26 protein-coding genes and 1 tRNA gene are annotated in these 25034 nt (G+C 72.6%); 12 read left to right on the top strand and 15 right to left on the bottom strand.

What is annotated here, in order from left to right; genetic code table 11:
* Positions 1-25 precede the first annotated feature (25 nt).
* Positions 26-367: a VOC family protein gene (locus ACZ6JT_RS10990; protein ID WP_469209136.1), complete on the top strand. Its 342-nt coding sequence runs from the start codon at positions 26-28 to the stop codon at positions 365-367.
* A 10-nt stretch (positions 368-377) separates the two neighbouring features.
* On the opposite strand, the gene ACZ6JT_RS10985 is transcribed toward ACZ6JT_RS10990, so the two are convergent.
* Positions 378-1697: a tetratricopeptide repeat protein gene (locus ACZ6JT_RS10985; protein WP_469209135.1), complete on the bottom strand. Its 1320-nt coding sequence runs from the start codon at positions 1695-1697 to the stop codon at positions 378-380.
* Between the two features lie 238 nt (positions 1698-1935).
* On the opposite strand from ACZ6JT_RS10985, the gene ACZ6JT_RS10980 reads away from it, so the two are divergent.
* The 3 genes from ACZ6JT_RS10980 to ACZ6JT_RS10970 all read left to right on the top strand — a co-directional run bounded on the left by ACZ6JT_RS10980 (position 1936) and on the right by ACZ6JT_RS10970 (position 4077).
* Positions 1936-2343: a hypothetical protein gene (locus ACZ6JT_RS10980; protein WP_469209134.1), complete on the top strand. Its 408-nt coding sequence runs from the start codon at positions 1936-1938 to the stop codon at positions 2341-2343.
* Positions 2344-2377: 34 nt separating this feature from the next.
* Positions 2378-3256: a spermidine synthase gene (locus ACZ6JT_RS10975; RefSeq protein WP_469209133.1), complete on the top strand. Its 879-nt coding sequence runs from the start codon at positions 2378-2380 to the stop codon at positions 3254-3256.
* A 176-nt stretch (positions 3257-3432) separates the two neighbouring features.
* Positions 3433-4077, top strand: coding sequence for a class I SAM-dependent methyltransferase (locus tag ACZ6JT_RS10970; protein WP_469209132.1), 645 nt, complete (start codon positions 3433-3435; stop codon positions 4075-4077).
* Between the two features lie 91 nt (positions 4078-4168).
* On the opposite strand, the gene ACZ6JT_RS10965 is transcribed toward ACZ6JT_RS10970, so the two are convergent.
* Positions 4169-4720 (bottom strand): hypothetical protein, encoded by a 552-nt coding sequence (locus tag ACZ6JT_RS10965; RefSeq protein WP_469209131.1) that lies wholly within the window; start codon positions 4718-4720, stop codon positions 4169-4171.
* A 79-nt stretch (positions 4721-4799) separates the two neighbouring features.
* Between ACZ6JT_RS10965 and ACZ6JT_RS10960 the strand changes: the two genes are divergently transcribed.
* From ACZ6JT_RS10960 to ACZ6JT_RS10945, 4 genes are all read left to right on the top strand, one after another.
* Positions 4800-5489, top strand: coding sequence for a response regulator transcription factor (locus ACZ6JT_RS10960; RefSeq protein ID WP_469209130.1), 690 nt, complete (start codon positions 4800-4802; stop codon positions 5487-5489).
* Positions 5490-5496: 7 nt separating this feature from the next.
* On the top strand, positions 5497-6891 hold the full coding sequence (locus ACZ6JT_RS10955) for a sensor histidine kinase (protein ID WP_469209129.1): 1395 nt from the start codon (positions 5497-5499) through the stop codon (positions 6889-6891).
* 161 nt (positions 6892-7052) lie between these two features.
* Entirely contained in the window at positions 7053-7757 is a 705-nt protein-coding gene (locus ACZ6JT_RS10950; RefSeq protein WP_469209128.1) for an NADPH-dependent F420 reductase, read from the top strand.
* A 99-nt stretch (positions 7758-7856) separates the two neighbouring features.
* The gene (locus ACZ6JT_RS10945; RefSeq protein WP_469209127.1) at positions 7857-8156 is read left to right on the top strand and encodes a DUF3303 family protein; all 300 of its coding nucleotides are present in this window, start codon (positions 7857-7859) and stop codon (positions 8154-8156) included.
* Between the two features lie 409 nt (positions 8157-8565).
* On the opposite strand, the gene ACZ6JT_RS10940 is transcribed toward ACZ6JT_RS10945, so the two are convergent.
* Both ACZ6JT_RS10940 and ACZ6JT_RS10935 read right to left on the bottom strand, forming a co-directional pair.
* Entirely contained in the window at positions 8566-9954 is a 1389-nt protein-coding gene (locus tag ACZ6JT_RS10940) for an MFS transporter (protein ID WP_469209126.1), read from the bottom strand.
* 100 nt (positions 9955-10054) lie between these two features.
* On the bottom strand, positions 10055-10558 hold the full coding sequence (locus ACZ6JT_RS10935) for a MarR family winged helix-turn-helix transcriptional regulator (protein WP_469209125.1): 504 nt from the start codon (positions 10556-10558) through the stop codon (positions 10055-10057).
* Positions 10559-10667: 109 nt separating this feature from the next.
* Here ACZ6JT_RS10935 and ACZ6JT_RS10930 point away from each other — a divergent pair, with 109 nt between their 5' ends.
* Positions 10668-11489, top strand: a complete 822-nt coding sequence (locus ACZ6JT_RS10930; RefSeq protein WP_469209124.1) for an NAD(P)H-binding protein — start codon at positions 10668-10670, stop codon at positions 11487-11489.
* A gap of 168 nt (positions 11490-11657) precedes the next feature.
* On the opposite strand, the gene ACZ6JT_RS10925 is transcribed toward ACZ6JT_RS10930, so the two are convergent.
* From ACZ6JT_RS10925 to ACZ6JT_RS10910, 4 genes are read right to left on the bottom strand one after another with little or no spacing between them, the layout of a single operon-like run.
* Entirely contained in the window at positions 11658-12992 is a 1335-nt protein-coding gene (locus ACZ6JT_RS10925) for a GH1 family beta-glucosidase (protein WP_469209123.1), read from the bottom strand.
* The gene (locus tag ACZ6JT_RS10920) at positions 12989-13813 is read right to left on the bottom strand and encodes a carbohydrate ABC transporter permease (RefSeq protein ID WP_469209122.1); all 825 of its coding nucleotides are present in this window, start codon (positions 13811-13813) and stop codon (positions 12989-12991) included. Before ACZ6JT_RS10920 ends, ACZ6JT_RS10925 begins: the two co-directional genes overlap by 4 nt.
* On the bottom strand, positions 13810-14814 hold the full coding sequence (locus ACZ6JT_RS10915; protein ID WP_469209121.1) for a carbohydrate ABC transporter permease: 1005 nt from the start codon (positions 14812-14814) through the stop codon (positions 13810-13812). Before ACZ6JT_RS10915 ends, ACZ6JT_RS10920 begins: the two co-directional genes overlap by 4 nt.
* 7 nt (positions 14815-14821) lie before the next feature.
* On the bottom strand, positions 14822-16159 hold the full coding sequence (locus ACZ6JT_RS10910) for an ABC transporter substrate-binding protein (RefSeq protein WP_469209120.1): 1338 nt from the start codon (positions 16157-16159) through the stop codon (positions 14822-14824).
* Positions 16160-16260: 101 nt separating this feature from the next.
* On the opposite strand from ACZ6JT_RS10910, the gene ACZ6JT_RS10905 reads away from it, so the two are divergent.
* Positions 16261-17295: a LacI family DNA-binding transcriptional regulator gene (locus tag ACZ6JT_RS10905; protein ID WP_469209119.1), complete on the top strand. Its 1035-nt coding sequence runs from the start codon at positions 16261-16263 to the stop codon at positions 17293-17295.
* 47 nt (positions 17296-17342) lie between these two features.
* On the opposite strand, the gene ACZ6JT_RS10900 is transcribed toward ACZ6JT_RS10905, so the two are convergent.
* The 4 genes from ACZ6JT_RS10900 to ACZ6JT_RS10885 all read right to left on the bottom strand — a co-directional run bounded on the left by ACZ6JT_RS10900 (position 17343) and on the right by ACZ6JT_RS10885 (position 20085).
* A tRNA-His gene (locus ACZ6JT_RS10900) sits at positions 17343-17415 on the bottom strand.
* Between the two features lie 95 nt (positions 17416-17510).
* Entirely contained in the window at positions 17511-18113 is a 603-nt protein-coding gene (gene orn / locus ACZ6JT_RS10895; protein ID WP_351588178.1) for an oligoribonuclease, read from the bottom strand.
* A 105-nt stretch (positions 18114-18218) separates the two neighbouring features.
* Positions 18219-19388 (bottom strand): helix-turn-helix domain-containing protein, encoded by a 1170-nt coding sequence (locus ACZ6JT_RS10890; RefSeq protein WP_030718170.1) that lies wholly within the window; start codon positions 19386-19388, stop codon positions 18219-18221.
* A 376-nt stretch (positions 19389-19764) separates the two neighbouring features.
* A complete protein-coding gene (locus ACZ6JT_RS10885) occupies positions 19765-20085 on the bottom strand; it encodes a hypothetical protein (protein ID WP_469209118.1) in 321 nt (106 codons plus the stop codon).
* Positions 20086-20543: 458 nt separating this feature from the next.
* On the opposite strand from ACZ6JT_RS10885, the gene ACZ6JT_RS10880 reads away from it, so the two are divergent.
* Entirely contained in the window at positions 20544-21077 is a 534-nt protein-coding gene (locus ACZ6JT_RS10880; protein ID WP_030718175.1) for a universal stress protein, read from the top strand.
* A gap of 98 nt (positions 21078-21175) precedes the next feature.
* Positions 21176-21742: an acetate uptake transporter gene (locus ACZ6JT_RS10875; protein ID WP_469209117.1), complete on the top strand. Its 567-nt coding sequence runs from the start codon at positions 21176-21178 to the stop codon at positions 21740-21742.
* Between the two features lie 108 nt (positions 21743-21850).
* Here the strand turns inward: ACZ6JT_RS10875 and glmS are convergent, their stop codons facing one another.
* From glmS to ACZ6JT_RS10860, 3 genes are all read right to left on the bottom strand, one after another.
* A complete protein-coding gene (gene glmS, locus ACZ6JT_RS10870; protein ID WP_469209116.1) occupies positions 21851-23668 on the bottom strand; it encodes a glutamine--fructose-6-phosphate transaminase (isomerizing) in 1818 nt (605 codons plus the stop codon).
* A gap of 65 nt (positions 23669-23733) precedes the next feature.
* Positions 23734-24009, bottom strand: coding sequence for a hypothetical protein (locus ACZ6JT_RS10865; protein WP_030008735.1), 276 nt, complete (start codon positions 24007-24009; stop codon positions 23734-23736).
* 96 nt (positions 24010-24105) lie between these two features.
* A complete protein-coding gene (locus tag ACZ6JT_RS10860) occupies positions 24106-24990 on the bottom strand; it encodes a DUF4429 domain-containing protein (protein WP_469209115.1) in 885 nt (294 codons plus the stop codon).
* Positions 24991-25034: the final 44 nt, after the last annotated feature.

The raw sequence follows: 25034 nt of genomic DNA, 5'->3' as shown, positions 1-25034 counted from the left end.
GGCGCGTCGCGGGGAGGATGGCCATATGACGATTACCTCCGTGGTGCTGCGCCGGCGCGTGGACGATCTCGGTCCGGCCGTGGACTTCTACGTCCGACTCACCGGCCAGCCCGCCACCCGGTTCGGGTTCGCCGGCCTGGACCTGGCGAGCGTCGGCCCGTTCCTGCTGTTCAGCGGGCCCGATCCGATCGCCGAGCGGTTCGCGGGAGTGGCCGCCACCCTCTCCGTGGCGGACCTGGACGCGGCCGTCGCGCACTGCGCCGCGGCCGGGGGCGAGGTGATCGCGGCGCCCGCCCCCACGCCCAACGGCCGTCGTGCGGTGGTGCGTCACCCCGACGGCGGGGTCTACGAGTACGTCGGCGGCTGACCGGCCGGGGTCAGACCGCCGCGTGCCTCGTCAGGAAGGCCCCCACCCGAGGAGAGCGCTGGTGCGGAACGAGCGCGCCCGCCGTCTCCGACAGCATCGACCGGACCCGGGTGGACTGCACCTCGGCCAGCAGGTCCAGCACCCGCCCGCCCGCCCAGGCGGCCTCGTCGGGGGCGCCCGCGCGGGCCAGGTCCCAGGCCAGCTCGGCGGTGTAGAGGGCGACGTTCCGGGCGAAGTGCGGGTCCTGGAGGTCGGCCGCGCGGCGGGCGTGCCGGGCCGCGCGGGCGTGTTCCCCGAGCGCCGCCCAGCAGCGGGCCTCCAGGAACTCCAGCTCGGCCTCGCCGAAGAAGGTCATCCACTCGGGGTCGGCGTCGGCCTCGCCCCGGGAGAACTCCGTGTGGGCCCGGGTCAGTGCCTCCTCACAGGCCTTGCGGTCGGCCAGCCCCGCCCAGCCGCCGGCCTCGCGCAGGGCGAGCAGTGACAGCAGCCGCGGGGAACCGAGGGTGCGCGCGGCCCGGCGGCCCGCCTGGGCCGCCCGTACGGCCTCGCGGGAGCGGCCGCAGTCCCGGGCCAGGAAGGCCATGTTGCTGAAGGCGTGCGCTTCCAGGCCCGCGTCCCGGGCGACCCGGGCCGTCGCCAGGGCCTCCGCGTAGTGCGAGCGCGCGTCGTCGAAGCGGCCGGAGTCGTGGGCCAGCCAGCCGACCGAGACGGCCAGTTCGCCGGCGCCCGTGTGCAGCCGGTCCTCGGTGGACTGCCGGGTGGCCCCCGCGTCGAGCAGGGCGTAGGCGGTGCGCAGGGGCTCGGCGGCCCTGCGGTACAGGGCGTCGGCCCCGTGCCGGTCGTCCAGCAGGCGGATCTGGCGTACGGCGTCCTCGACGGCGGCGGCCTCGGACTCGCCGGCGCGGGAAGGGAGCCGGCGGGTGTCGCCGAGCAGGGTGAGGCTGAGCGTCGCGGCCGCCACGGTCGCGGAGCCGCCCGCCATGAACGCGCGACGCAGCACGTCGCTCTCCTTGGCACTGGAAGGGGAACGGTGGAGGGGGACGGGGGAGGGTTCGCGCCGGCCCGAGCGGCCACGGACGCTCTCGCGGGGGGAGAAGCCCAGGTCGGCCAGGGCGCGGCCGGGGAACATGTGCAGGAAGACGCGTTCGTAGGCGTAGTTGGGGCAGCGGATCTCGCCGGACTCGACGCGGCCGATGTAGCGCGCGTCGCAGGAAACCGTTTCTCCGATCTCCTTCGCCGCCCGGCGCACCAGGGCCGCGAACTCGGCCGGGGAGTGCTGCCCGCGCAGCCGCCGGAAGGTGGAGTTGGGTGAGTGGGGGGACGCCGCCATGGACGTGACCTCTCTGGCGAGGAACGCAGCACCGGTGCTACTGGGGTCCGGCGCGCATGAACGTACCGCCAGCGAGGGGGTGGTCAAGCGATGTTTGGCTACAAAAGGGATATCTCACCCGCGATCCGCCATGAACTGCCATCCTTTGCAGCGTCTTGCCGCCGCACCCGTTGACGTTCCCGTGCGTTGAACCCATGCGGATACGGATCGAGGAGGGGTTCCCTTGGTGGAGGCCGGCATGGAGAGCACTGGAACGAACACCGCGCCCGAGCCCGGTACGGCCTCGGACCTGGATCTGGATCTGGTGACGGTGCCCGCGCGGCAGGGGCTGGAGGCGGTGGACATCATCCGCCGCGCGGCCAGCCGGGCCGGCGGGGTCGGACCCGTCCTGCACGACGGATCCGGCGACACCCTCGGCTTCCTCGTTCCGCCCGGCACCGCCGACGCGTGGGACCTGCCCGGCAGTGCCTGTACGCAGACCAACGGGCGCGGGATGCGCTTCGGCGACGCCGCCTCGCCCGCCGCGGGCGCCACCGGCTGGCTGCTCCCGCCGGAGGCCGTCGGGCCGGTCACCGACCCCGAGGTGCTGCGCGCGGCGCTCGGTGAGGCGGCCCGGCTGATCGAGGCCGCGGACAACTGCCGCTGACCCCTCCGCGACGGCCGCCCGGCACAATGGGGTGGTGGCGGGCAAGGACAGGAACAAGGGCAGGCAGCGCGGTCGCGGCACCGCGGAGGCGGTCACCGGGCAGGTGGACGGCGGCCGGGCGGAGCTGGAGCCGGACCGCGAGCGCGCCGGCGCCTGGACCCTGCTGATCGACGGTGCCCCGCAGTCGCATGTGGCCCTGGACGATCCCACGTACCTGGACTTCGCCTACCAGCGGCGGATCGGCCACCTCATCGACCTCGTCGCACCCGCCCGCCGGCCGCTGAACGTGGTGCACCTGGGCGGCGGCGCCTTCACCCTCGCCCGCTACACCGCCGCCTCCCGCCCCCGCTCGACCCAGCAGGTCGTGGAGATCGACGCCGCGCTGGTGGCCTTCGTACGGGAACACCTGCCGCTGGACCCGCAGGCGCGGGTCCGGGTCCGGGCGGTGGACGCCCGGGCGGGCCTGGCGAAGGTTCCCGACGGCTGGGCGGATCTGGTGATCGCGGACGTGTTCAGCGGGGCCCGCACCCCGGCGCACCTGACGAGCACCGAGTTCCTGGACGACGTACGCCGCGCACTCGCGCCCACCGGGTGGTACGTGGCCAATCTCGCGGACGGTCCGCCGCTGACCCACCTGCGGAGCCAGATCGCGACGGCCGCGTCCCGGTTCACGGAGCTGGCGCTGGCGGCGGACCCGGTGGTGTGGCGGGGGAAACGATTCGGCAATGCGGTCTTGGTGGCCGCCGACCGTGAGCTGCCCGTCGCGGAGTTCACCCGCCGGGTCGCGAGCGACCCGCACCCGGGCCGGGTCGAGCACGGCCGGGCCCTGGCCGACTTCGCGGGCGGCGCGGTCCCGGTCGCCGACGACTCCGCGGTGGCCTCGCCGCAGCCGCCGCCCTCGGTCTTCCGGTAGCCGAGCGGGTCTCGCGGCGCGGGGCTCCCGGGCGGAGGCGGGCCGGTGACGGATGAGGATTGCGCGGTTACAGATAAAGATCCCCGGAGTACTCCCGGCGGACGGCCGCCCTGCGTAGCCTGTGAACCCCTAGGAGGGCTTGCCCTCCTACGACGCGTTCAGGAGACGGCAAGGCCATGTCTGATTTCCCCGCAACCCCCGGTGCCCCCACCCCCGGCACCCCGAGTACCCCCAGCACCGCCGGCTCCGACTACACCCAGCGGCTGGCGCGACTGGAGCAGTCCGGAATCAAGCGGCTGCTGCCCACGCAGGCGCCGTACCGCTGGAACCTGCAGCGACTGCAGCTGGGCCGGGTCCTCGACATCGGCTGCGGGCTGGGGCGGAACCTGCTCAACTGCGGCCCGGACAGCGTGGGCGTCGACCACAACCCGCACTCGGTACAGACCTGCCGCGAGCGCGGACTGAACGCCTACACCCCCGACGGGCTGGCCGCCGCGCCGGACTGCGGTCCCGGGTCCTTCGACAGCCTGCTGGTCGCGCACGTGCTGGAGCACGTGGAGGAGGACACCGCGGCGACGCTGCTGGAGCAGTACCTTCCGCTGGTCAAGCCGGGCGGGTCGGTCGTCATGATCACCCCGCAGGAGGTCGGTTTCCGGTCCGACGCCACCCACATCCGCTGGGTCGGCTTCGAGGAGCTGCGCGGCCATGCGGCCAAGGCGGGGATAGCGGTCCGGCGGACCTACTCCTTCCCCTTCCCCCGGCCGATGGGCAAGGTCTTCCCGTACAACGAGTTCGTGCTGGTGGGCACGGTCCCGGCCTGAGGCCGGCCGGGCTGCGGTCCCGGCGTGAGGCCGGCCGGGCTGCGGCCCCGGCCTGTTTCGGCTTTTGGCCTCCCGTCCGGGACGGTCCGGCTCAGGGGTCGACGATCTCCACCAGCGGCGGGTGGTCGTGCCAGGTGCAGAACACCGAGACCTCGCGGCCGTCCCGGGTGAAGGTGACCCGGATCCAGAAGTCCTGCTTCCACACCTGCATCCGCCAGCCGGCCGCCGGCGTGGCCGAGACCAGCTCGGCCGAGGACGCGCCCAGCGAGAAGACGACCCGGCCGCCGGAGACCGGATAGGCCTTCACGTCGCCCGGATCCCGCCCGTCCCCCTGCCCGTAGGGGGACGCGGTCGCCGCGGGCTTCTGGGACGGCCTGCCGGAGGAGGAGGGTCCGGCGGACGACGGCGCGGCCGGCGCCTGCGAGGCGGAGGGCGACGGCGACGCGGAAGCGGACTGCGCCGGGGTGTCCGGCGGCTGCGCGCGCTGCGTCGAGGAGGACAGCGGCTGGGCGGCGAGCGGCACCGCGAGCGGCGGATCGTAGGCCGTTCCCGACATGACGCTGTGCACGCCCCACCACGACAGCGTCACCGCCGCCCCGGTCGCCAGCGTCCAAGCCATGGCATGAAGAAGTCCTCGTCGCATCAGGGCACATACTGCACCACCCGTCACAAGAGCAGCCCGACACCCCGCTGGGTCCCTCGAATGGACTACGGTGCGGGCCATGGCAAGTGTGCTCGTGGTCGAGGACGACCAGTTCGTACGTTCCGCCCTCATCCGGCACCTGACCGAGGCCTCGCACACCGTGCGGAGCGTCGGCACGGCCCTGGAGGCCCTGCGCGAGGTCGCGCACCACCGCTTCGACGTGGTCATCCTCGACCTGGGACTGCCCGACCTGGACGGGTCGGAGGCGCTCAAGATGCTGCGCGGCATCACCGACGTGCCCGTGATCATCGCCACCGCGCGCGACGACGAGGCGGAGATCGTCCGGCTGCTCAACGACGGCGCCGACGACTACCTGACCAAACCGTTTTCCGTGGAGCACCTCTCCGCCCGCATGGCCGCCGTCCTGCGGCGCTCCCGGGCCGCAGCCGGGACCGAACCCCCCTCGCGCGTCCTGCGCGTCGGCGGGCTCGCCATCGACCCGCTGCGCCGCCAGGCCGAGCTCGACGGGACCGTACTGGACCTCACCCGGCGGGAGTTCGACCTGCTGGCCTTCCTCGCCGGGCGGCCCGGGGTGGTCGTGGCCCGGCGCGAACTGCTCGCCGAGGTCTGGCAGCAGTCGTACGGGGACGACCAGACCATCGACGTCCACCTGTCCTGGCTGCGCCGCAAACTCGGCGAGACCGCCGCCCGCCCGCGGTACCTGCACACGCTGCGGGGTGTCGGCGTCAAGCTGGAGCCGCCGCAGTGATGCCCCGATGAGATGGGCCCTGGTCAAGGTGTGCCTCGCGGTCACGGCCATGGTGGTCGTGGCCTTCGCCGTGCCGCTCGGGCTCGTCGTCCAGGAGATGGCCAGCGACCGGGCCTTCTCCAACGCCGAACGGCAGGCCGCCACCATCGGGCCGACCCTGTCCATCACCACCGACCCGGTGCAGCTGCAGAAGGCCGTGGAGTCCACGCAGATGGGCGCCGCCCGGCGGATGGCCGTCCACGTCCCGGCCATCGGCGACAGCGCGCCCGTGGAGATCGGCCGGGGCCGGGCGGGCGAGCACGCCGTCGCCGAGACCCGGCGGATCGGGCGCGCCACGACCGCCTCGGTACGCGGCGGGGGTTCGGCGCTGCTCCAGCCGACCGCGCTCGGCTCCGGGGACATCGCGGTGGTGGAGATCTTCGTACCGGAGAGCGAGGTCAGCAACGGCGTCGCGACGGCCTGGGTGGTGCTCGCGGGCGTCGGGCTGGCGCTGATCGTGGGCTCGGTGGCGGTCGCCGACCGGCTCGGCGCCCGGCTGGTGCGCCCGGCCGAGCGGCTCGCGGACGCCGCGCACCGGCTGGGCGAGGGCCGGCTCGGGGCGCGGGTCCCGGAGGTGGGGCCGAAGGAACTCCGGTCGGCGGCCGTCGCGTTCAACGCGATGGCGGACCAGGTGGTGGAACTCCTCGCCAACGAGCGGGAACTGGCCGCCGACCTCTCGCACCGGCTGCGGACACCGCTGACCGTGCTGCGGCTCAACACGGCCTCACTCGGCGACGGCGCGGCCGCCGAGCAGACCCGGGCCGCGGTGGAACAGCTGGAGCGCGAGGTCGACACGATCATCCGAACGGCGCGGGAACAGCGCCCGGCCACCGGCCTGGTCGGGGCGGGCGCCGGCTGCGACGCCTCCGAGGTGATCCGCGACCGGATGGACTTCTGGTCGGCGCTCGCGGAGGACGAGGGCCGCGAGGTGCGGCTCGCGGGGGTGGAGCGTACGGTACGGATCCCCGTGGCCCGGCCCGAGCTCGCCGCCGCCCTCGACGCCATGCTCGGCAACGTCTTCCGGCACACCCCCGAGGGCACGCCCTTCTCGGTGGACGTCCACGACGCGGGTGACGCGGTCATCGTGCTCGTCTCGGACGCGGGCCCCGGCATCGCCGACCCGGAGGCGGCCCTGCGCCGCGGCAACGACGGCGGCCGCGACGGATCCACCGGCCTGGGCCTCGACATCGTGCGCCGCGTCGCGGAGGCGACGGGCGGCGACGTACGGCTGGGACGCTCCGTCCTCGGCGGGACCGAGGTCCGGGTGTGGATCGGCCTGGACGGCCGCACCCTCGGCGGTCCCGGCGGCGGGCGGCCGGGCCGCGGCCGGCGCGGCAACCGACGTAACCGGGGGCGCGCCTAGGCGGCGGCCGGTGCCCGCCTCGGTACGGTCCGCGGCACGGACACCCCTCGACGAGGGCTTCCAGCGGTTCCCGCCGGACGACCCGAACCGGTATCGCTTCTTCTGCGACGTGGTGATCCTGGACCAGCCGGGACTCCCCGGCCGAGCGGAAGGAATCAGACATGCGCTACGCAGTCCTCGGAACCGGGATCGTCGGCCGCACGCTGGCGGCCCGGCTCGCCTCCCTGGGCCACGAGGTGGTCATCGGCACCCGGGACCCGGGTGCGACCGCCGGGCGCGCCGAGTACGCCGACTGGCAGGCGGGGCAGCCCGGGGTGCGGCTCGCCGGCTTCGCGGAGGCCGCACGGGACGGCGACACCCTGGTCAACGCCACCGGCGGGCAGGTCAGCATCGCCGCGCTGACGGAGGCCGACGCCGCCCACCTGGACGGCAAGGTCCTCATCGACGTCGCGAACCCGCTGGACTTCTCGCGGGGGTTTCCGCCGAGGCTGGAGCCGGTGGACACCGACAGCCTGGGCGAGCTGATCCAGCGCACCTTCCCGGGGCTGCGGGTGGTCAAGACGCTGAACACGATGAACTGCCTGGTCATGGTCGACCCGGGCCGGGTCGCCGGCGAGCACCACGTCTTCCTCTCGGGCGAGGACGCGGACGCGAAGAAGGCCGTACGGGAACTGCTCCACTCCTTCGGCTGGCCGGAGCGGAGCATCCTGGACCTGGGCGGGATCGAGACGGCGCGGGGCGCCGAGATGCTGCTGCCGGTCTGGCTCAGGCTGATGGGCACCCTCGGGCACGCGGACTTCAACTTCCACATCCAGGGCGCGTCCTCTCCCTCCTCTCCCTCCTCCTCTTCCTCCTCCTCCGGCTGACGGCGGGGAATGCGTCGGAAGGCCCCGCACGGACGGGGGCGCATATGTTGCCGCGCCCCCGGGCCGCGCCGAGGGTGGGCGTGACGGAAGGAGCCACGCATGAGGGTCATGCTCAGGGCGCACTTTGACACGGCCGCCACCAACGAGGGCGTCAAGACCGGCTCGCTGCCCCAGGCGGTCAAGAAGCTGATGGACGCGGTGAAGCCGGAGGCGGCCTACTTCGGTCTGCACGAGGGCGTCCGCTCCTGCTGGATGGTCTTCGACCTGGACGACAGCTCGCGGATGCCGGCGCTGATGGAGGACATGTTCCTGCAGTTCCACGCCGAGCTGGAGGTGGCCCCCGTCATGAACGCCGAGGAGCTGGCGAAGGGTCTGGCGGCGATGCACTCCTCGCCCTGACGGTCCCGACCGGTCCTGGGCGGCGCAGCCAACGGGTGCCCGGCCTCGGCGCAACGCCCGGCCCGGGCGCAGCCGGTTTCACCTCTGCCGACCCGCCGGAGGCAACCGGCGCAGCCGGCCCGAGCCCGACCCGGCCCGGGCGGCGCAGCCAACGGGTGCCCGGCCTCGGCGCAACGCCCGGCCCGGGGGCAGCCGGTTTCACCGCTGCCGGCCTGCCGGAGGCAACCGGCGCAGTCAACCGGTGTCCGGCCTCGGCGCAACGCCCGGCCTGGGGGCAGCCGGTTTGACTTCGGCCGACCCGCCGGAGGCAACCGGCGCAGCCAACGGGTGCCCGGCCTCGGCGTCGCAACGCCCGGCCCGGGCGCGGCCGGCCTCACTTCTGTCGACCCGCCGGAGGCAACCGGCGCAGCTAACGGGTGTCCGGCCTTGGGGCAACGCCCGGCCCGGGGGCAGCCGGTTTCACTTCGGCCGACCCGCCGGAGGCAACCGGCGCAGCCGGCCTTACCTCTGCCGACCCGCCGGAGGCAATCGCCAGTACCGCCGAGGCGGCCGCCGCGGCGCACGCGACGGCCGCCGAGGCGGCCGCCGCGGCGCACGCGACGGCGAAGGCCGCCCGATGGCCGTACGCGCTCGCCAGCGGCCCCGCCAACGCCGCGGCCAGCGCCTGGCCGAGGATCAGCCCACTGCCGACCACGGTCATGGCCTCGCTCATCCGCTCCGCCGGACCGGCCCGTTCCACCAGCCCGAACAGCGCGATCAGGTGGGGCGCGACGGCCAGTCCGATACCCGCGACGGCGAAGGACGCGCCCCACAGGCCGGACACCACCAGCAGCGGCAGCGTGAGCGCCGCCTGCACCGCGATCGTCCACCGCAGCCGCACGGTCAGGTCCGCCGATCCGGGCCGGCCGACCGTGACGAAGCCGGCGACGGAGCTGGTCACGGCCATGGCGGCCCACACCAGCCCGGCCGCGCCCGCCTCGCCGACCGACTCGGCGAGGGCGTTGACCCCGGTGTTCGCCCCGCTCCAGGCGGCCCCCTGGAGCACCGCCAGCGCGAACAGCAGGGCCAGCCCGGGCGACCACAGCCGTACGCCGGCCCGCGCGCCCGGCGTGGCGACGGCCGGGCCCGGAGCCGTCGGATGCACCGCGAACAGCGTGCCGGACACCAGGATCAGCGCGGCCGCGAGGAGGAGCGCCGCGGCGGGGTGCACGGTGACGGCCAGGATGCCGGCCAGCGCGGGACCGACCATGAATCCGACCTCGTCCAGGGTGGTGTCGAAGGACAGGGCGGACCCGAGCAGCTTCTTGTCCGCGCCGGCCAGCCGCGCCCAACGGGCCCTGGCCAACGGTCCGATCTGCGGCACGGTGAGTCCGGCGGCGACGGCGAACGCCATGCGGGCGGCCAGCGGCAGCCCGCCGAGGACGGCGGCGACGAGGGCGAGGAGGGCGGCGGAGTTCGCGGCGCAGGCGACGAGCAGCACGGGGCGGTGGCCGCGCCGGTCGGCGAGCCGGCCGATGACGGGGCCGCCGAGGGCCTGGCCGAGCCAGAGCGCCGCGGCGACGGCGCCGGCGTCGCCGATGCCGTCGCGGGCGTTGATGAGCAGGAGCGTGCCGACGGGGCAGAGCGCGGCGGGGAGCCGGGCGAGGAACGCGTGGAGGGGGAGGGCGGCGCCGCCGAGTGCGAACACCCGGCGGAAGCCGCCGGCCGGGGCCGCGGGCTCAGGTGCGGACGTGGGGGCGGACTCCGGCGTGGGTGCGGGCTCGGGTGCGGGCGTGGGCGCGGGGACGGGCTGGGACACGGACAACCTCCGACCGCACGCCGACCCTCCCGTTTCTCCGGCGCGCGCTGTTGCCCGTTGAGCGGGACCGTAGTGGCGCAACGGCCCCCTCGGAAGACCGTCAGCCGGTTTCCCCCGAGTTGAGCCGCTGGGCCTGGGCCCGGCCGACCTCGGCGGCGCGGTGCAGGTAGTCGGCGATGACGGCGAGTTCGGTGTCGGAGTAGCTCTCCAGGACGGCGCCGAAGGCGCGGCCGGGGGTGTCCCACGCCGCGCCGATCCGCTCGCGGGCCGCGGGCGAGAGGGACACGAGGGAGCGGCGGCGGTCGTTCGGGTCGGCGTGCCGCTCGACGACGCCCGCCTTGACCATGCGGTCGACGAGGCGGGTGGCGGAACCGGAGGTCAGGCCGGTGAGGCGGGCGATGTCGCCGGTGCTGACGGGTCCGGGCTCCATGTCGAGGAGGGCGACGCACTGCATGTCGGTGGGGTGGAGGCCGACGTGGTCCGCCATGGCCTGGTTGAAGAGGGAGTAGTCGGCGTAGTGCCGCTGGCTCTCGGTGACGATGCGCGCCAGCAGTTCGGCGCGGCTCCACTCCGCACCACTCGTACGAGTGGGATCGGTTGACATCGGATCCTCCGTGCTTCAAATTTAACTGTGTGACGCAGAGAATGTGTCGCACAGAATCTGCGTCACATGCGGATTCTATGCCCAACTCCAGATGAGGAACCAGTCAGCCATGTCGATTCTCGTCACCGGCGGCCGCGGCGCCGTCGCCCGCGGCCTCAGCGCCCTCCTCGACGCCCACGGCGTCCCCTACCGTCTCGGCTCCCGCCAGCGGGACATCCCCGATGCGGTCCACTGTGACCTCACCGATCCGTCGACCTTCCCCGGCGCTCTCGCCGGTGTCCGCTCCGTCTTCCTCTATGCGGAGGCCTCCGGTGTCGACGCCTTCGTCAAGGAGGCCGTGGGCGCGGGGGTCGAGCACGTCGTGCTCCTGTCCTCCTCCTCGGTGCTCGGCCCCGACGCCGCCGGCAGCCCCCTGTCCGCGTCCCACCTCGCCGTCGAACAGGCCCTGTCGGCCTCCCCGCTGCGCACCACCGTGCTGCGCCCGGGTTCCTTCGCGAGCAATGCCCAGGGCTGGGCCTGGTCGGTGAAGTCGGGCCGGCCGGTCCACCTGCCTTACCCGGGCGCCTACTGCGACCCCGTCCACGAGGCCGACCTGGCCGAGGCGGCCTTCGCCGTCCTCACCGACCCCGCCCTCGCCGGCCGCGCCTACACCCTGACCGGCCCGCAGTCGCTGACCTTCGCGACCCAGCTCGCGATACTCGGCGAGGTGCTCGGGCGGCCCATACCCTTCGAGGCCGTATCCGCCGAGCAGTGGAAGTCCGAGGTCGACGGTTACATACCCGGCCCCTACGCCGATGCCCTGCTGGACTTCTGGGCCTCCTCGGACGGCCTCCCCGCCGAGATCACCGACAGCGTCGAGCGCCTCACCGGCCACCCGGCGCGTACCTTCGAAACCTGGGCGGAAGACCACGCCGACGCCTTCGCGGCCTGAGCGGCGCAGCGCGTGGTCTCAGGTGAGGGAGTCGTTCCGGCTCCGGGCGCCGGGCCTCGACCCGGCGGGCGTCGCCGAGGTCGCCGCCGTGGTCGCCGCCGTGGTCCTGCGCGGACCGGGCGGCCGGCTCCGCCCCGGTCCACCGCTGACCGGCGCCGCGCCCGGCTCTCAGAAGGCCCCCTCGCGAGCCAGGCGGGAGTACCAGTGGGCGCTGGAACGCGGGGTGCGGACCTGGGTCTCGTAGTCCACGTGCACGATGCCGAAGCGCTTGCTGTAGCCGTAGGACCATTCGAAGTTGTCCAGCAGCGACCACAGGAAATAGCCCTCGACGGGGGCGCCGTCCGCCAAGGCGCGGTGGACGGTGGCGAGATGGGCCTCCAGGTACGCGATGCGGAGCGGGTCGTGCACGTCCGGGGCGTACGCCGCGCCGTTCTCGGTGACCAGCAGCGGCAGGCCGGGCGCCTCGCGGGTGAAGCGCATCAGCAGGTCGTAGAGGCCGCTCGGGTCGATCGACCAGCCCATGTCGGTCCGCTCGCCCGGCGGTTGGTGGAAGGCCACCGTGTCCGCCGCGGGCCAGGGGGAGTGGGCCGTGCCGCCGTGGCCGTCGGCGCGCGGGCCGTCCCCGCCGGGGGAGGCCGAGACCACCGCCGGGGTGTAGTAGTTCACGCCGAGGAAGTCCAGCGGCTGGTGGATCAGCGCCTCGTCGCCGGGGCGCACGAAGGACCAGTCGGTCACCGGGGCGGTGTCCGCCAGCAGGTCCTGCGGATAGGCGCCGTGCAGCAGCGGCCCGGTGAAGATCCGGTTGGCCAGGGCGTCGATACGGCGCGCGGCGTCCGCGTCGGCCGCCGACGGCGTCAGCGGCCGCACCGCACTGGGGTTGAGCGCGATGCCGACCCGGGACCGGGCGGGCAGCGCGGCGGCGGCCAAGCCGTGGGCCAGGCTCAGGTGATGGGCGGCGCGCAGGGAGTCGGCGGGAGAGGTGCGGCCCGGGGCGTGCACCCCGGAGGCGTAGCCGAGGAAGGCACTGCACCAGGGCTCGTTGAGCGTGGTCCAGAGCTCCACCCGGTCGCCCAGCACCTCCGCGACCTGCGCCGCGTACGAGGCGAAGGCGTAGGCCGTCTCCCGTTCGGGCCAGCCCCCGGCGGCCTCCAGCTCCTGCGGGAGGTCCCAGTGGTAGAGGGTCACGCAGGGGGTGATCCCGTGGGAGAGCAACTCGTCGACGAGCGCGTCGTAGAAGCCGATCCCGCCGGCCAGCACGCGCGGCCAGGACACCGAGAACCGGTAGGCCCCGAGCCCGAGTTCGGCCATCAGCCGGACGTCCTCGCGCCACAGCCGGAGGTGGTCGGCCGCCACGTCGCCCGTGTGCCCGCCGTACACCTTCCCCGGCGTGGCACAGAAGGTGTCCCAGATCGAGGGCCCGCGCGAGGCGGACCCGCCCTCGATCTGGAAGGCCGCCGTGGCCGTGCCCCAGAGGAAACCCTCGGGGAATCGCATGTCCGTCATCCCTTGACCGCTCCCTGCATGATGCCGCCAACGATCTGGCGGCCGAAGACGATGAACACGAGCAGCAGCGGGAGCGTCCCCAGCAGGGCACCCGCCATGATGACCGACTGGTCCGGTATGTAGCCGCGGCCCAGCCCGGTCAGGGCCACCTGCACCGTCGGGCTGCCGTTCTGGGTCAGCGCGACGATCGGCCAGAAGAAGTCGTTCCAGGCCATGACGAAGGTCAGCATCCCCAGCACCGCCATCGCCGGTCGAGCGGCCGGGAACACCACGTGCCACATGACCCGTAAGGAACTCGCGCCGTCGGTGCGCGCCGCCTCCACCAATTCGATCGGCAGCGCGTGCACCAGGTACTGGCGCATGAAGAACACCCCGAAGGCACCCACCAGGGTCGGCAGGATCACCGCCTGGAGACGGTCGGTCCACGACAGCTTCGCGATCAGCATGTAGAGCGGCACCACGCTCAGCTGCGGCGGGATCAGCATCGTCCCGATCACCAACGCCATCAGCGTCCGTTGGCCGCGGAAGCGGAGCTTGGCGAAGGCGAAGCCCGCCAGGGTCGAGAAGAGCACGGTGCCCGCGGTGACCGTACCCGCCACGATCACGGTGTTCAGCAGGGCGGTGCCCATGTTGGCGTCGGTCCAGGCGACCTGGAGGTTGTGCCCCAGGTTCCCGCCGAACCAGAACGGCGGCGGGGTCTGCGCCAGCCGCGTGCTGTTCCGGGAGGCCGCGATCGCCGTCCACACGAGCGGGAAGAGCGAGCCGGCCGTGAACAGGCCGAGGACCAGGTACGCGAACCGGCCCGCGCGCAGTGACCTCATCGGGAGTCCTTCCGTCCGCTCAGCAGCCGCGCCGCCCCGGCGATCAGCAGCAGGATCAGGAACATCGCCCACGCGATGGCCGAGGCCCGGCCGAGGTGCAGGTTCACCCAGCCCTGCTCGTACAGGTACAGCCCGAGCGTCTGGAACTGGTGGTCCGAGCCGCCCGTGGCAGCGCCCCCGCCGTTGAACAGCAGCGGCTCCCCGAACAGCTGCGTCGCCCCGATCGTCGACACGACACAGGTGAAGAAGATCGTCGGCCGCAGCGAGGGCACCGTGACGTGCCGGAACTGTTGCCAGGGCGAGGCCCCGTCCAGCGCGGCGGACTCGTACAGCTCGCCCGGGACGGCCTGCATGGCGGCCAGGTAGATCAGCGCGTTGTAGCCGGTCCACCGCCAGATCACGATGGTGGACACCGCCAACTGCGAGGCGAAGGTGCCGTTCTGCCAGTCGACCGCCCCGAAACCGACCCCCGACAGCGCCCAGTTGATCATCCCGTAGTCCCGGCCGAACAGCAGCACGAACACGAGGGTCGCGGCCGCCACCGACGTCGCGTACGGGGTGAGCAGCGCGACCCGGAAGAAGGCGGAACCGCGCAGCTTGTAGTTGAGCAGATGGGCCAGGCCGAGCGCGATCGCCAGCTGCGGAACCGTGGACAGCAGCCCGATGGTGAAGGTGTTGCGCAGCGCGTTCCAGAAGAACTCGTCGCCCCACAGCCGGGTGAAGTTCTTCAGCCCCACCCACGTCATGCTGTCCGGATCGGTCAGCTCCACCTGGTGCAGCGCCGCCCAGCCCGTGTAGAGCAGCGGGAACAGCCCGAAGGCGGCGAAGAAGAGGAAGAAGGGCGCCACGAAGGCGTACGGGCTGAAGCGCAGGTCCCAGCGGTAGCGGCGCGAGCGCCACACCTGACCCCGCCCGCCCCGCCCGCCCCGGCCGCCCCCCTCCGCCGCCGGCCGCTGCGGGCCGACGGCGGAGGGGGACAGGACAGCGGTCTCGTCCGTCACCGGCGCCTCACTGGTCCAGGGCGTTGTCGATCGCCTTCACGGCGGCCTCCCAGCCCTCCTGCGGCGAACGGCCCTTCTGGTCGACCTGGAGCATGCCGATGTCCGCCAGGTTCTGCGAGATCACCAGGTCCTTCGGGCCGACCACCGTCACCGGCACCCCCTGCGCCGCCTTCGCGAAGATCTCGCCGATGGGGGCGCCGCCGAAGTACGCGTGCTGCGCGCCCGACACCGACGGCAGCTTGTACGCGGCGCTCGCGCTCGGGAAGCTGCCCCGCTTCTCGAACAGCTTCGCCTGCTGCTCCGGGGCCGTCAGCCAGGCCGCCAGCTTCGCCGCCTCCTGGGCGTGCTTGCCCGCCTTCGGCACCACGAGGAAGGAGCCGCCCCAGTTGCTGGGCTTCGGCGCCTGCGCCACGTCCCACTTGTCCTTGCCCGCCGGGCCCGCCTTGTCCTGGATGTAGCCGAGCATCCAGGCCGGGCAGGAGACCGTGGCGAAGGAGCCGTTGGCGAAGCCCTGGTCCCAGCCCGGGGTGAACTGCTGGAGCTTGGCGCTCAGCCCGTCGGTGGCGAAGGAGGCCGCCAGGTCGAAGGCCCCGCGCACCGCCGGGTTGGTCTTGTAGACGACCTTGCCCTGTTCGTCGTAGAACCGCTGGGCGCTGCTCCCGGTCACCGCTGCCATCACGCCCGAGGCCGAGTCCACGAAGGCCTTCCCGTCGCCCGCCTTCGCCTTGTACGCCCGGCCCGTCTCCAGGTACTTGTTCCAGTCGCCCGCCCACAGCGCCCCGACCGCGGCGCGGTCGGTGGGCAGCCCGGCCGCCTCGAAGAGGTCCTTGCGGTAGCAGATGCCCTGCGGGCCGATGTCGGTACCGAGGCCGACCGTCGCCCCGCCCTTCGCCGCGCTCGCCGTGCCCTGCGCCCACTTCCACGGCAGGTACGCGGCTTTGTCGACGCCCGGAGCCTTGCCGAGGTCGACGAGCTTGTCGGCCTGGGTGGCGGTGATCTCGGCGATGTTGTTGACCTCGACGGCCTGGATGTCCGCGAGCCCGCTGCCCGTGCCCAGGTGGGTGAGGAGCTGGGGGTAGTAGTTCTCGTTGCGCTCGATGGAGGTCTGCTCGATCCGGATCCCGGGATTCTGCGCCATGTAGTCGTCGTAGAGCCCGGCCTCCTTGAGGCCGAAGGCCCCGAAGACCCCGACGGTGAGGGTGGTCTTCCCCTTGCCGTCGGCCGGGGCGTCGGCGTCGGACTTCTCGGCCGGGTCCTGCGCGCAACCCGCGAGCAGCAGGGCGGCCGCGCCCACCGCGGTGACCACCGTGACGAGGTTTCTTCGCACTCGGGCTTGGGCTCGCATGTGCATCCTCCCTGAAGGACGGAACGTGCCGGGTGTCTGTGACACAGTGTGGGAGCGCTCCCACAGTCGTCAAGGGGTAGATTCACAACCGGGAGGAAGCCATGAACGGGCACGGGCGCAGCGGGGGACGGCCCACGCTGGAGGAGGTCGCGGCGCGCGCCAGGGTAGGGCGCGGCACGGTCTCCCGGGTGATCAACGGATCCCCCAAGGTCAGCGAGCATACCCGGGCCGCGGTCGAGGCCGCGGTGGCGGAGCTGGGGTACGTGCCGAACCGTGCCGCGCGGGCGCTGGCGGCCAACCGCAACGACGCCATCGCCCTCGTGATCCCCGAGCCCGAGGCGCGCTTCTTCGCCGAGCCCTACTTCTCCGAAGTGGTCCGCGGGGTCGGTGCCGCCCTCGCCGAGACCGACGTCCAGCTCGTCCTGACCCTGGCCGGCAGCGACCGCGAGCGCCGCCGTCTCGCCCAGTACCTGTCCGGGCACCGCGTGGACGGCGTCCTGCTCGTCTCCGTCCACGCCGGGGACCCGCTGCCGGAGCTGCTGGCCGAGCTCGGCATCCCGACCGTGATCAGCGGCCGCCGCTCCGCCGCCGAGACGCTGCCGTCCGTCGACTCCGACAACCTGGCGGGCGCGGCCGAGGCGGTACGCCACCTCCTCGCGCGGGGCCGCCGCACGGTCGCCACGATCACCGGACCGCTGGACGTGTACGGGGCCCAGTGCCGGCTCGACGGCTACCGGCAGGCCCTGGCCGCCGCCGGCCACACCGTCGACGAGACGCTGATCGCGGTCGGTGACTTCACCGAGGACGGCGGCCGCCGGGCCATGCGCGAGCTCCTGGACCGCCGCCCCGGGCTCGACGCGGTCTTCGCCGCCTCGGACGTCATGGCGGCGGGCGCCCTGCGGGAGCTGCGCGCGGCCGGCCGCCGGATACCGCAGGACGTGGCGCTCGTCGGCTTCGACGACTCGGTGGTCGCCCGGCACATGGATCCGCCGCTGACCAGCGTCCGGCAGCCGATCGAGGAGATGGGCCGCACCATGGCGCAGGTGCTGCTGGCGAGGATCGCGGGGGAGGCGGCCGAGACGGCCGAGGCGTCCGTCGTGCTGCCGAACCGGCTGGTGGTCCGCGAGTCCTCGTAGGAACGCGGAAGGCCCCGATCGCCTTCGCGATCGGGGCCTTCCCACAGGGTGAGTGACGGGACTTGAACCCGCGGCCACCTGGACCACAACCAGGTGCTCTACCAACTGAGCTACACCCACCATGTCCGGTCGGAAAACCGACCGGCCGAAGAAAAGGGTACAGGGTCCGGGAGGGTGCTCGCTCCACCCTTTCCCGCGCCCTTCTCCGGGAGGTACTACGCGCCCGGCGCGGCGTGCTTCGCGGCGATGGTCCGGGCGGTGTCCGAGTCGGGCCCGGGCTGCGGCACGAAGACCGCCTCCCGGTAGTAGCGCAGCTCGGTGATGGAGTCCTTGATGTCCGCCAGCGCCCGGTGGTTGCCGTTCTTCGGGGGGCTGTTGAAGTAGGCCCGCGGGTACCAGCGGCGCGCCAGCTCCTTGACCGAGGACACGTCCACGATCCGGTAGTGCAGGTAGCTCTCCAGCGCCGCCATGTCGCGCAGCAGGAAGCCGCGGTCGGTGCCGACCGAGTTCCCGCAGAGCGGCGCCTTGCGGGGCTCCTTCACGTGCTCCCGTACGTATGCCAGGACCTGCGCCTCGGCGTCCGCGAGGGTGGTCCCGCCGGCCAGCTCGTCGAGCAGCCCCGAGGCGGTGTGCATCTCGCGCACCACGTCGGGCATGGTCTCCAGGGCCGCGTCCGGCGGGCGGATCACGATGTCCACGCCTTCGCCGAGCACGTTGAGCTCCGAGTCGGTGACCAGTGCGGCCACCTCGATAAGTGCGTCGTCCGTCAACGAGAGCCCGGTCATCTCGCAGTCGATCCACACCATGCGATCGTTCATGTGTCCCACCTTATGCGGTCCCCCGCGGAGCGGACCGCATAAGCGGAAGGTCCCCCATCGGCGGTGACCGATGGGGGACCTTCCGTTCGTCGTACCCGCGGTGGGTTACGCGTGTTCCCGCAGGACCCGGCCCGGGGCGTAGAGCTCCGTGACCGTCGGGCCCGCAGCGGCCAGTGCCGCCGCCGCCCGGTGGGGCTGCGGAGTGCGCTGGTGCGGGACCGGCCCCGAGATCTCGGCCACCTGCGCGACGTCGGCCTGCGGCCGGCGTGCCCGGTAGGCGGAGCGGTAGGCGGCCGGGGAGGACCCCAGCTGCCGCCGGAAGTGACCCCGGAGGGCGACCGGCGAGCGGAACCCGCAGCGCCCGGCGACCTCGTCGACCGAATAGTCGGAGGTCTCCAGCAGCCGCTGCGCCTGGAGCACCCGCTGGGTGATCAGCCACTGCAGCGGCGCGCTGCCGGTGAGCGAGCGGAACCGGCGGTCGAAGGTGCGCCTGCTCATGTAGGCGCGGGCCGCCAGGGTCTCCACGTCGAACTGCTCGTGGAGGTGCTCCAGCGCCCAGGCGACGACCTCGGCCAGCGGGTCGGCGCCGATCTCCTCCGGCAGCGACCGGTCGAGATAGCGCTCCTGACCGCCCGTGCGGCGCGGCGGCACGACGAGCCTGCGGGCCAGGGCCCCGGCCGCCTCGCTGCCGTGGTCCGTGCGCACGATGTGCAGGCACAGGTCGATTCCGGCCGCGGTGCCCGCGGACGTGAGCACGTCGCCGTCGTCGACGAACAGTTCGCGCGGATCGACATGGACGGACGGGTACCGCTTGGCCAGCGTCGGCGCGTACATCCAGTGCGTCGTCGCGGGCCGGCCGTCCAGCAGACCGGCGGCGGCGAGCACGAAGGCTCCCGTGCACAGTCCGACGATCCGGGCCCCCTCCTCGTGCGCCAGACGCAGTGCGTCCAGCGCCTCGGGAGGCGGCGGTGAAGTGATGGAGCGCCAGGCGGGAACGACGACCGTGCCTGCCCGGGCGATCGCCTCCAACCCGTATGGCGCGGTCAGTTCGAGTCCGCCGGTGGTCCTCAGCGGACCGTCCTCACCGGCGCACACGAGCAGTCGGTAGCGTGGAACTCCCGCGTCCTGCCGGTCAATGCCGAACACGGAAAGTGGAATGGAGCTCTCGAAGATCGGTCCGCCGCTGAAGAGCAGCACCGCGACGATCTCCCTGCGGCGACGCCCCGCGAGCTTCCGGCCGGCGTCTGTGACGACGGCGGTGGAATCCTGGCTCATGGCGCTAAGCCCCCCTTGGGTGTCGCGACTCCTTGGTCTGGTCGCACCTGCACGTTTCCCCTCGGCCTTGCACGTGGATCCCCCGCCGTAAATACATGATCGAATCTACTGCGTCCCGTGGTGTCGGCGTGACAAGTTCAGCACGCAGCGCTATGTCGACTTCTCAACTTGGCGAAAAGCATTCGATCAGTAAGCGTTCCGCTCCGCTACCCGAATGGGAAGTCCGCCGCCCGGCTGTGGCCAGTACCCGTAGGGCCTCTGCGCCCCTCGGGTGCTGTAGTCGCTGGTGGTGAGGGGGTTGGGGGGACATTCCGGCAAGGAGGGCACCCTGCCGGGAAGTTGGCTGAAAACGTGCGGGTGTGGGTGTGCGAATGAGTCAGTCCTGCGGGGACCCGGCTCCGGAGCCGTGGCAGCCGCGCGGGTTCCCGGCCCCGCCGCGCGAGTGCCGGCGGCGGCGGGACCGCGGCGACCGCTCCTCCGTCAGGACCCGCGCCGCGGCCCGCTCCGCCTTCTCCGAGTGGCGCAGCAGCACCCGGCACGCGGCCGTCACGGCCAGCAGGCCGAGGGTCGCGACGGCCGCCCCGCCGAAGGAGGTTCCGTAGACGACGAGGACCACGGGGACGAGCAGGCAGCTGAAGGCGGCCCAGCGCACCACGTCACCCGCGGGGTCGTCATGGGCGCGCGCGGCGGACCGCACGGACGGGTGAGGGGACGAATGGCGTCCCGGGCGCTCCGACGGGGTCGAACGCGGACCCGGGTCGGCGGGCTGGAGGGACCGGACGGACTGCGTCGGCTGAGCTGGTCGGACGGGGTGGACCGGATGACCGGGCACGGCGTGCTCCCTGCGGGCTCTTCCTGGACGGTCGGACTCGTGTCCAACGCCGCGCGGCGGGGCTCGGTCACTGCGCGCACGGGTGGCGACGCCCCCGTCTCGTCACTGGCTGTAGGGGACAGTGGTCATTGCCAAGGAGCGCTCGCTCCGGCATGCTCCCTGGGACGCTCTCCAAGGGCGGCAAGCCCTGTGCAGGACAGGAGTGTCGCCGTACCCTGGTGGGTATGGGCTTGGGAAGATGCTTCCCGGACAGAGCTCCGTCACACTGCGTCGCCGATTTCTCCCCTGTTCCTTCCTCCAAGGACCTCTTCGCCGAGACACCCATGGCCGGTCACGAATTCTCCGAACCCGCGGACCGCAAGCGCAAACGCCTCGCCGACCCCGCGTCGGCCGCCGATCTGCGCGCGGTGGAACAGACACGCATGCCCTGCGATCCGGCCTTCCGGCACGGAGTCGTTGTGGGATTCGACGGATCCACGTCCAGTGAGCGTGCCCTCGCGTACGCGATCGGCATGGCGCGGCGCTCCGGATCCGGTCTGATCATCGTCCACGTCGCCAACCGGCTGCCCACCACCGTGTGGGCGGGGTGCGAGCCGCCCGTCTTCGTGGACGTGCCGGACCACCGCACCGAGGTGCTCGGGCTGGAACTCGCCTGTGCGGACTACCTGGCGGAAGTGCCGTGGATCCTCGTCGAGCGGGGTGGTGACATCTGCCATGAGCTGGAGGAGGTCGGCCGGGAGTATTCGGCCGACGCCATCGTGGTGGGTTCCACGCACGGGATCGTGGGCCGGATCTTCGGCTCGGTGGCCGGCCGTCTCGCCAAGCGCGCGCAGCGACCCGTCGTTGTCATTCCGTGACCCTCTGTTAAGTCGATTGTGCGGTTGTGCCCTCGTGTAAAGGGTAGATAAATGCTGCTGGGACGCAGCAAACAACTGCAGATCGAAGGGAGCCCGCCGTGGACAATGGTGTCTCTGCGGGAAGCACGGCCTCGACTTCGACCCTCGGGAACATCGCCCTGGGTCTCACCCTTCTCGCGTTCGGTATCGGCCACACCGGTGTCATCGACGGCGTGTCCGCTGCCAACTCCGTGTCGCTCGCGATGTACGTCGGCGGCGCGGCCCTGTTCCTCCTCGGGCTCCTGGAGTACCGCGGCGGCGACGGGTTCAACGGCACCGCGTTCGCGGGCCTCGGCATCTTCTGGTTCACCTGGGCCAAGGGCGCGGGCGCCTCGGTCTCCGACGAAGCCGCCGGAACGTTTCTCGTCCTGTTCGCGATGCTCGCGCTGACCCTCACGGTCGCCGCCGCGAGCGGTCTGTTCAGCCAGGGCGTCTACGGTCTGCTGACCCTGTCGCTCGTCCTGCTGGCGATAGGTTCCTTCATGGACAGCGGCGGGCTCGCCAAGGCAGGCGGCTGGGTCGCCGCCGTGTCCGGGCTGCTGGCCTGGTACGGGGCCACTGCGGCCCTGGCGCACTGGCCGATGGCCGTCGGCAAGTCCCGGCGCGGCGCCGTCGCCGCGAGCTGAGCACCCCCGGAATCCGCGGGGATCCGCAGGGATCCGCAGGGCTCCAACGCAATCGACCCCCGTGCGCGGTGCGCACGGGGGTCGACTCGTGTGACGGGGGGCCGTCGGCTACTCGACGGTCACCGACTTCGCCAGGTTGCGCGGCTTGTCGATGTCCCGGCCCATGGCCAGGGCCGTGTGGTACGCCAGCAGCTGGAGCGGGATGCCCATCAGGATCGGGTCCAGCTCGTCCTCGTTCTTCGGGACCACGATGGTGTGGTCCGCCTTCTCCTGCTCGCGGTGGGCGACCGCCAGGATCCGGCCGCTGCGGGCCTTGATCTCCTCCAGCGCCGCGCGGTTCTTCTCCAGCAGGTCGTCGTCCGGAACGATCGCGACCGTCGGCAGCGAGGGCTCGATCAGGGCGAGGGGGCCGTGCTTGAGCTCGGAGGCCGGGTAGGCCTCGGCGTGGATGTAGGAGATCTCCTTCAGCTTGAGGGAGGCCTCCAGGGCCACCGGGTAGCCGCGCACCCGGCCGATGAACATCATCGACTTGGCCTCGGCGAACTCGGCCGCGAGCTTCTTGATGTCCTCCTCGCCGTCGAGGATCTCCTGGATCTGCGAGGGCAGCTTGCGCAGGCCCTCGATGATCCGCTTGCCGTCGGTGACCGACAGGTCCCGGATGCGGCCCAGGTGCACGGCGAGCAGCGCGAAGGCCACGACCGTGTTGGTGAAGCACTTGGTGGAGACGACGCAGACCTCGGGGCCGGCGTGCACGTACACGCCGCCGTCGGCCTCGCGGGCGATCGCGGAGCCGACCACGTTGACCACGCCGAGGACGCGGGCGCCCTTGCGCTTGAGCTCCTGCACGGCCGCGAGCACGTCGTACGTCTCGCCCGACTGGGAGACCGCGATGTAGAGGGTGTCGGGGTCCACGACCGGATTGCGGTAGCGGAACTCGGACGCCGGCTCGGCGTCCGCGGGGATGCGGGCCATGCCCTCGATGAGGCCGGCGCCGATGAGGCCCGCGTGGTACGAGGTGCCGCAGCCGAGGATCTTGACCCGACGGATGCCGCGCGCCTCGCGCGGGTCCAGGTTCAGGCCGCCCAGGTGCACGGTGTTGAAGCGGTCGTCGATCCGGCCGCGCAGCACGCGGTCGACCGCGTCGGGCTGCTCGGAGATCTCCTTGTGCATGTACGTGTCGTGGCCGCCCATGTCGTACGAGGCGGCCTCCCACTCGACGGTCTCCGGCGTGGCGGTGGTGGTAGCACCGCTGGTGGTGTAGGTCCGGAAGTCGTCGGCCTTCAGGGTGGCCATCTCGCCGTCGTCGAGGGTGACGACCTGGCGGGTGTGCGCGACCAGGGCGGCGACGTCCGAGGCGACGAACATCTCCTTCTCGCCGATGCCGAGGACGACCGGCGAGCCGTTGCGGGCGACGACGATGCGGTCGGCGAAGTCGGCGTGCATGACGGCGATGCCGTAGGTGCCCTCGATCGCCTTGACGGCCTCGCGGACCTTGTCCTCCAGGGACTCGGCCTCGGAGCGGGCGATCAGGTGGACGATCACCTCGGTGTCGGTCTCCGACACGAAGACGACGCCCTCGGCCTCGAGCTTGGCGCGCAGCTCGGAGGCGTTGTCGACGATGCCGTTGTGGACGACGGCGACCTTGTTGTCGGCGTCCAGGTGCGGGTGCGAGTTGATGTCGCTCGGGGCGCCGTGCGTGGCCCAGCGGGTGTGGGCGATGCCGGTGGTGCCGGCGAAGCGCTTGGGGACGCGGGACTCCAGCTCGCGGACGCGGCCCTTGGCCTTGACCACCTTCAGGGCGGACGCCTTCGGGCTGTTCACGACGATGCCCGCGGAGTCGTATCCGCGGTACTCCAGCCGCTGCAGGCCCTCCAGCAGCAGCGGTGCCACGTCACGCTTGCCGATGTAACCGACGATTCCGCACATACGGTTTTGCCCCTCCTGAAGTTCGGTTCGTGTACCCGCCGGCAGCCGCGTCCGCGGCCGCCGGCTCAGCCGTAGACGATGCGGCGCAGCTGCCGGAGCGAGAGCTCCGGAGGCGCCACGGCGCGGTGCGGCAGTTCGGCCGCGATCCGCTCGAAGATCTCCGCGTTGACCGCTCCGCCGGACTGCAGTTCCCGGTGGCGGCGGCGGACGAACTCCTCGGTCGTCTCGTCGAAGTAGGCGAGCACGTCGAGTACCACCCGGGCGGCTTCGCCGCGCTGCAGCGCGGTGCTGCGCACCAGGTGGTCGACGAGGTCGTCATGCGACGGGCGGCGATCGAGCACTCGTAGATATTGGCGGCTAACGGCGCCGAACGCAAAGATCCTGCCCGAATCCGGGCAGGATCTCCCTGGTCTGGACCAGTGAATGGGTGACTCCGGTTAGAAACGCCGCAGAACGGCCTGTTTCGCCGCGGCGAACTCCTCAGCCGTCAGGACCCCGGCCTGGTGCAGATCGCCCAGCTCGCGCAGCCGTCGCAGCAGGGTGTCGTGGTCCTCGGCGGGAGCCGCCGCCGAGGAGAGCTCCGCGGGCGCGGGGACCGCGTCCGCCGGGCCCTCCTGCGGCGCCGCCGGGTGGGGCATCCGTACAGCCACGGCCGCCGCGACCAGCGCCATCAGCGGGTCCTTCTTGAAACCGAAGAGCTCCACGGTGTGCGGGTCGTACTTGGGCGCCGGGGCGGGCGGGGCGCCCGTCAGGGTGAAGCGCAGCCAGCCGTTCTCCAGGCCCTTCGACGGGGACCACTCCACCGTGCGCAGGTCGCTGATCCGGAACTCCCGCGGCCCGGCGGAGCGCTTGGCCTCCTCCGTCGTCCAGTTCCAGTCCAGGGCCACCCGCTCGCCGTCGAAGGCCGCCGTCCCGTCGCCCGCGCCCACCGCGATCGGCACGGCCGGCCCCGGCAGCAGGTAGGTGTCCACCGGGCCGGGGTCCACCTGGTCCAGCAGCAGCGCGTTGCGCACCTCGTCCACGAAGTACTCCGCGACCCCGCTGCGGTCCGACTCCACGGTCAGCCGGTACGGGTCGGAGGCCTCCGGCAGACGTCCGCCCGTCACCTGGAGCAGGGGGTCCGCGCCGTCACGCAGCCGCAGCCGCAGCCGGCCCGCCTTCCGGCTCGGCTCGTAGGAGATCCCCGCGATCGCGCGCAGCGGTACGACCACCTCGCCGAGGGTCTGCCGCAACAGCGCCACCCCCTTGTCGCGGCCCGGCACGATGCGCACCGCGTCCCCGTCGAAGCTCCAAGTGCCGTCCTTCTGGATGATTTCCGCCATCCGGCGATTCTCCCACCGTCACGGACGGACCGGTTGGCCTATAC

Source organism: Streptomyces sp. NPDC046308, assembly GCF_055588065.1.
The sequence above is the reverse complement of the archived record's forward strand: the minus strand, read 5'-3'. Positions and strand labels throughout refer to the sequence as shown.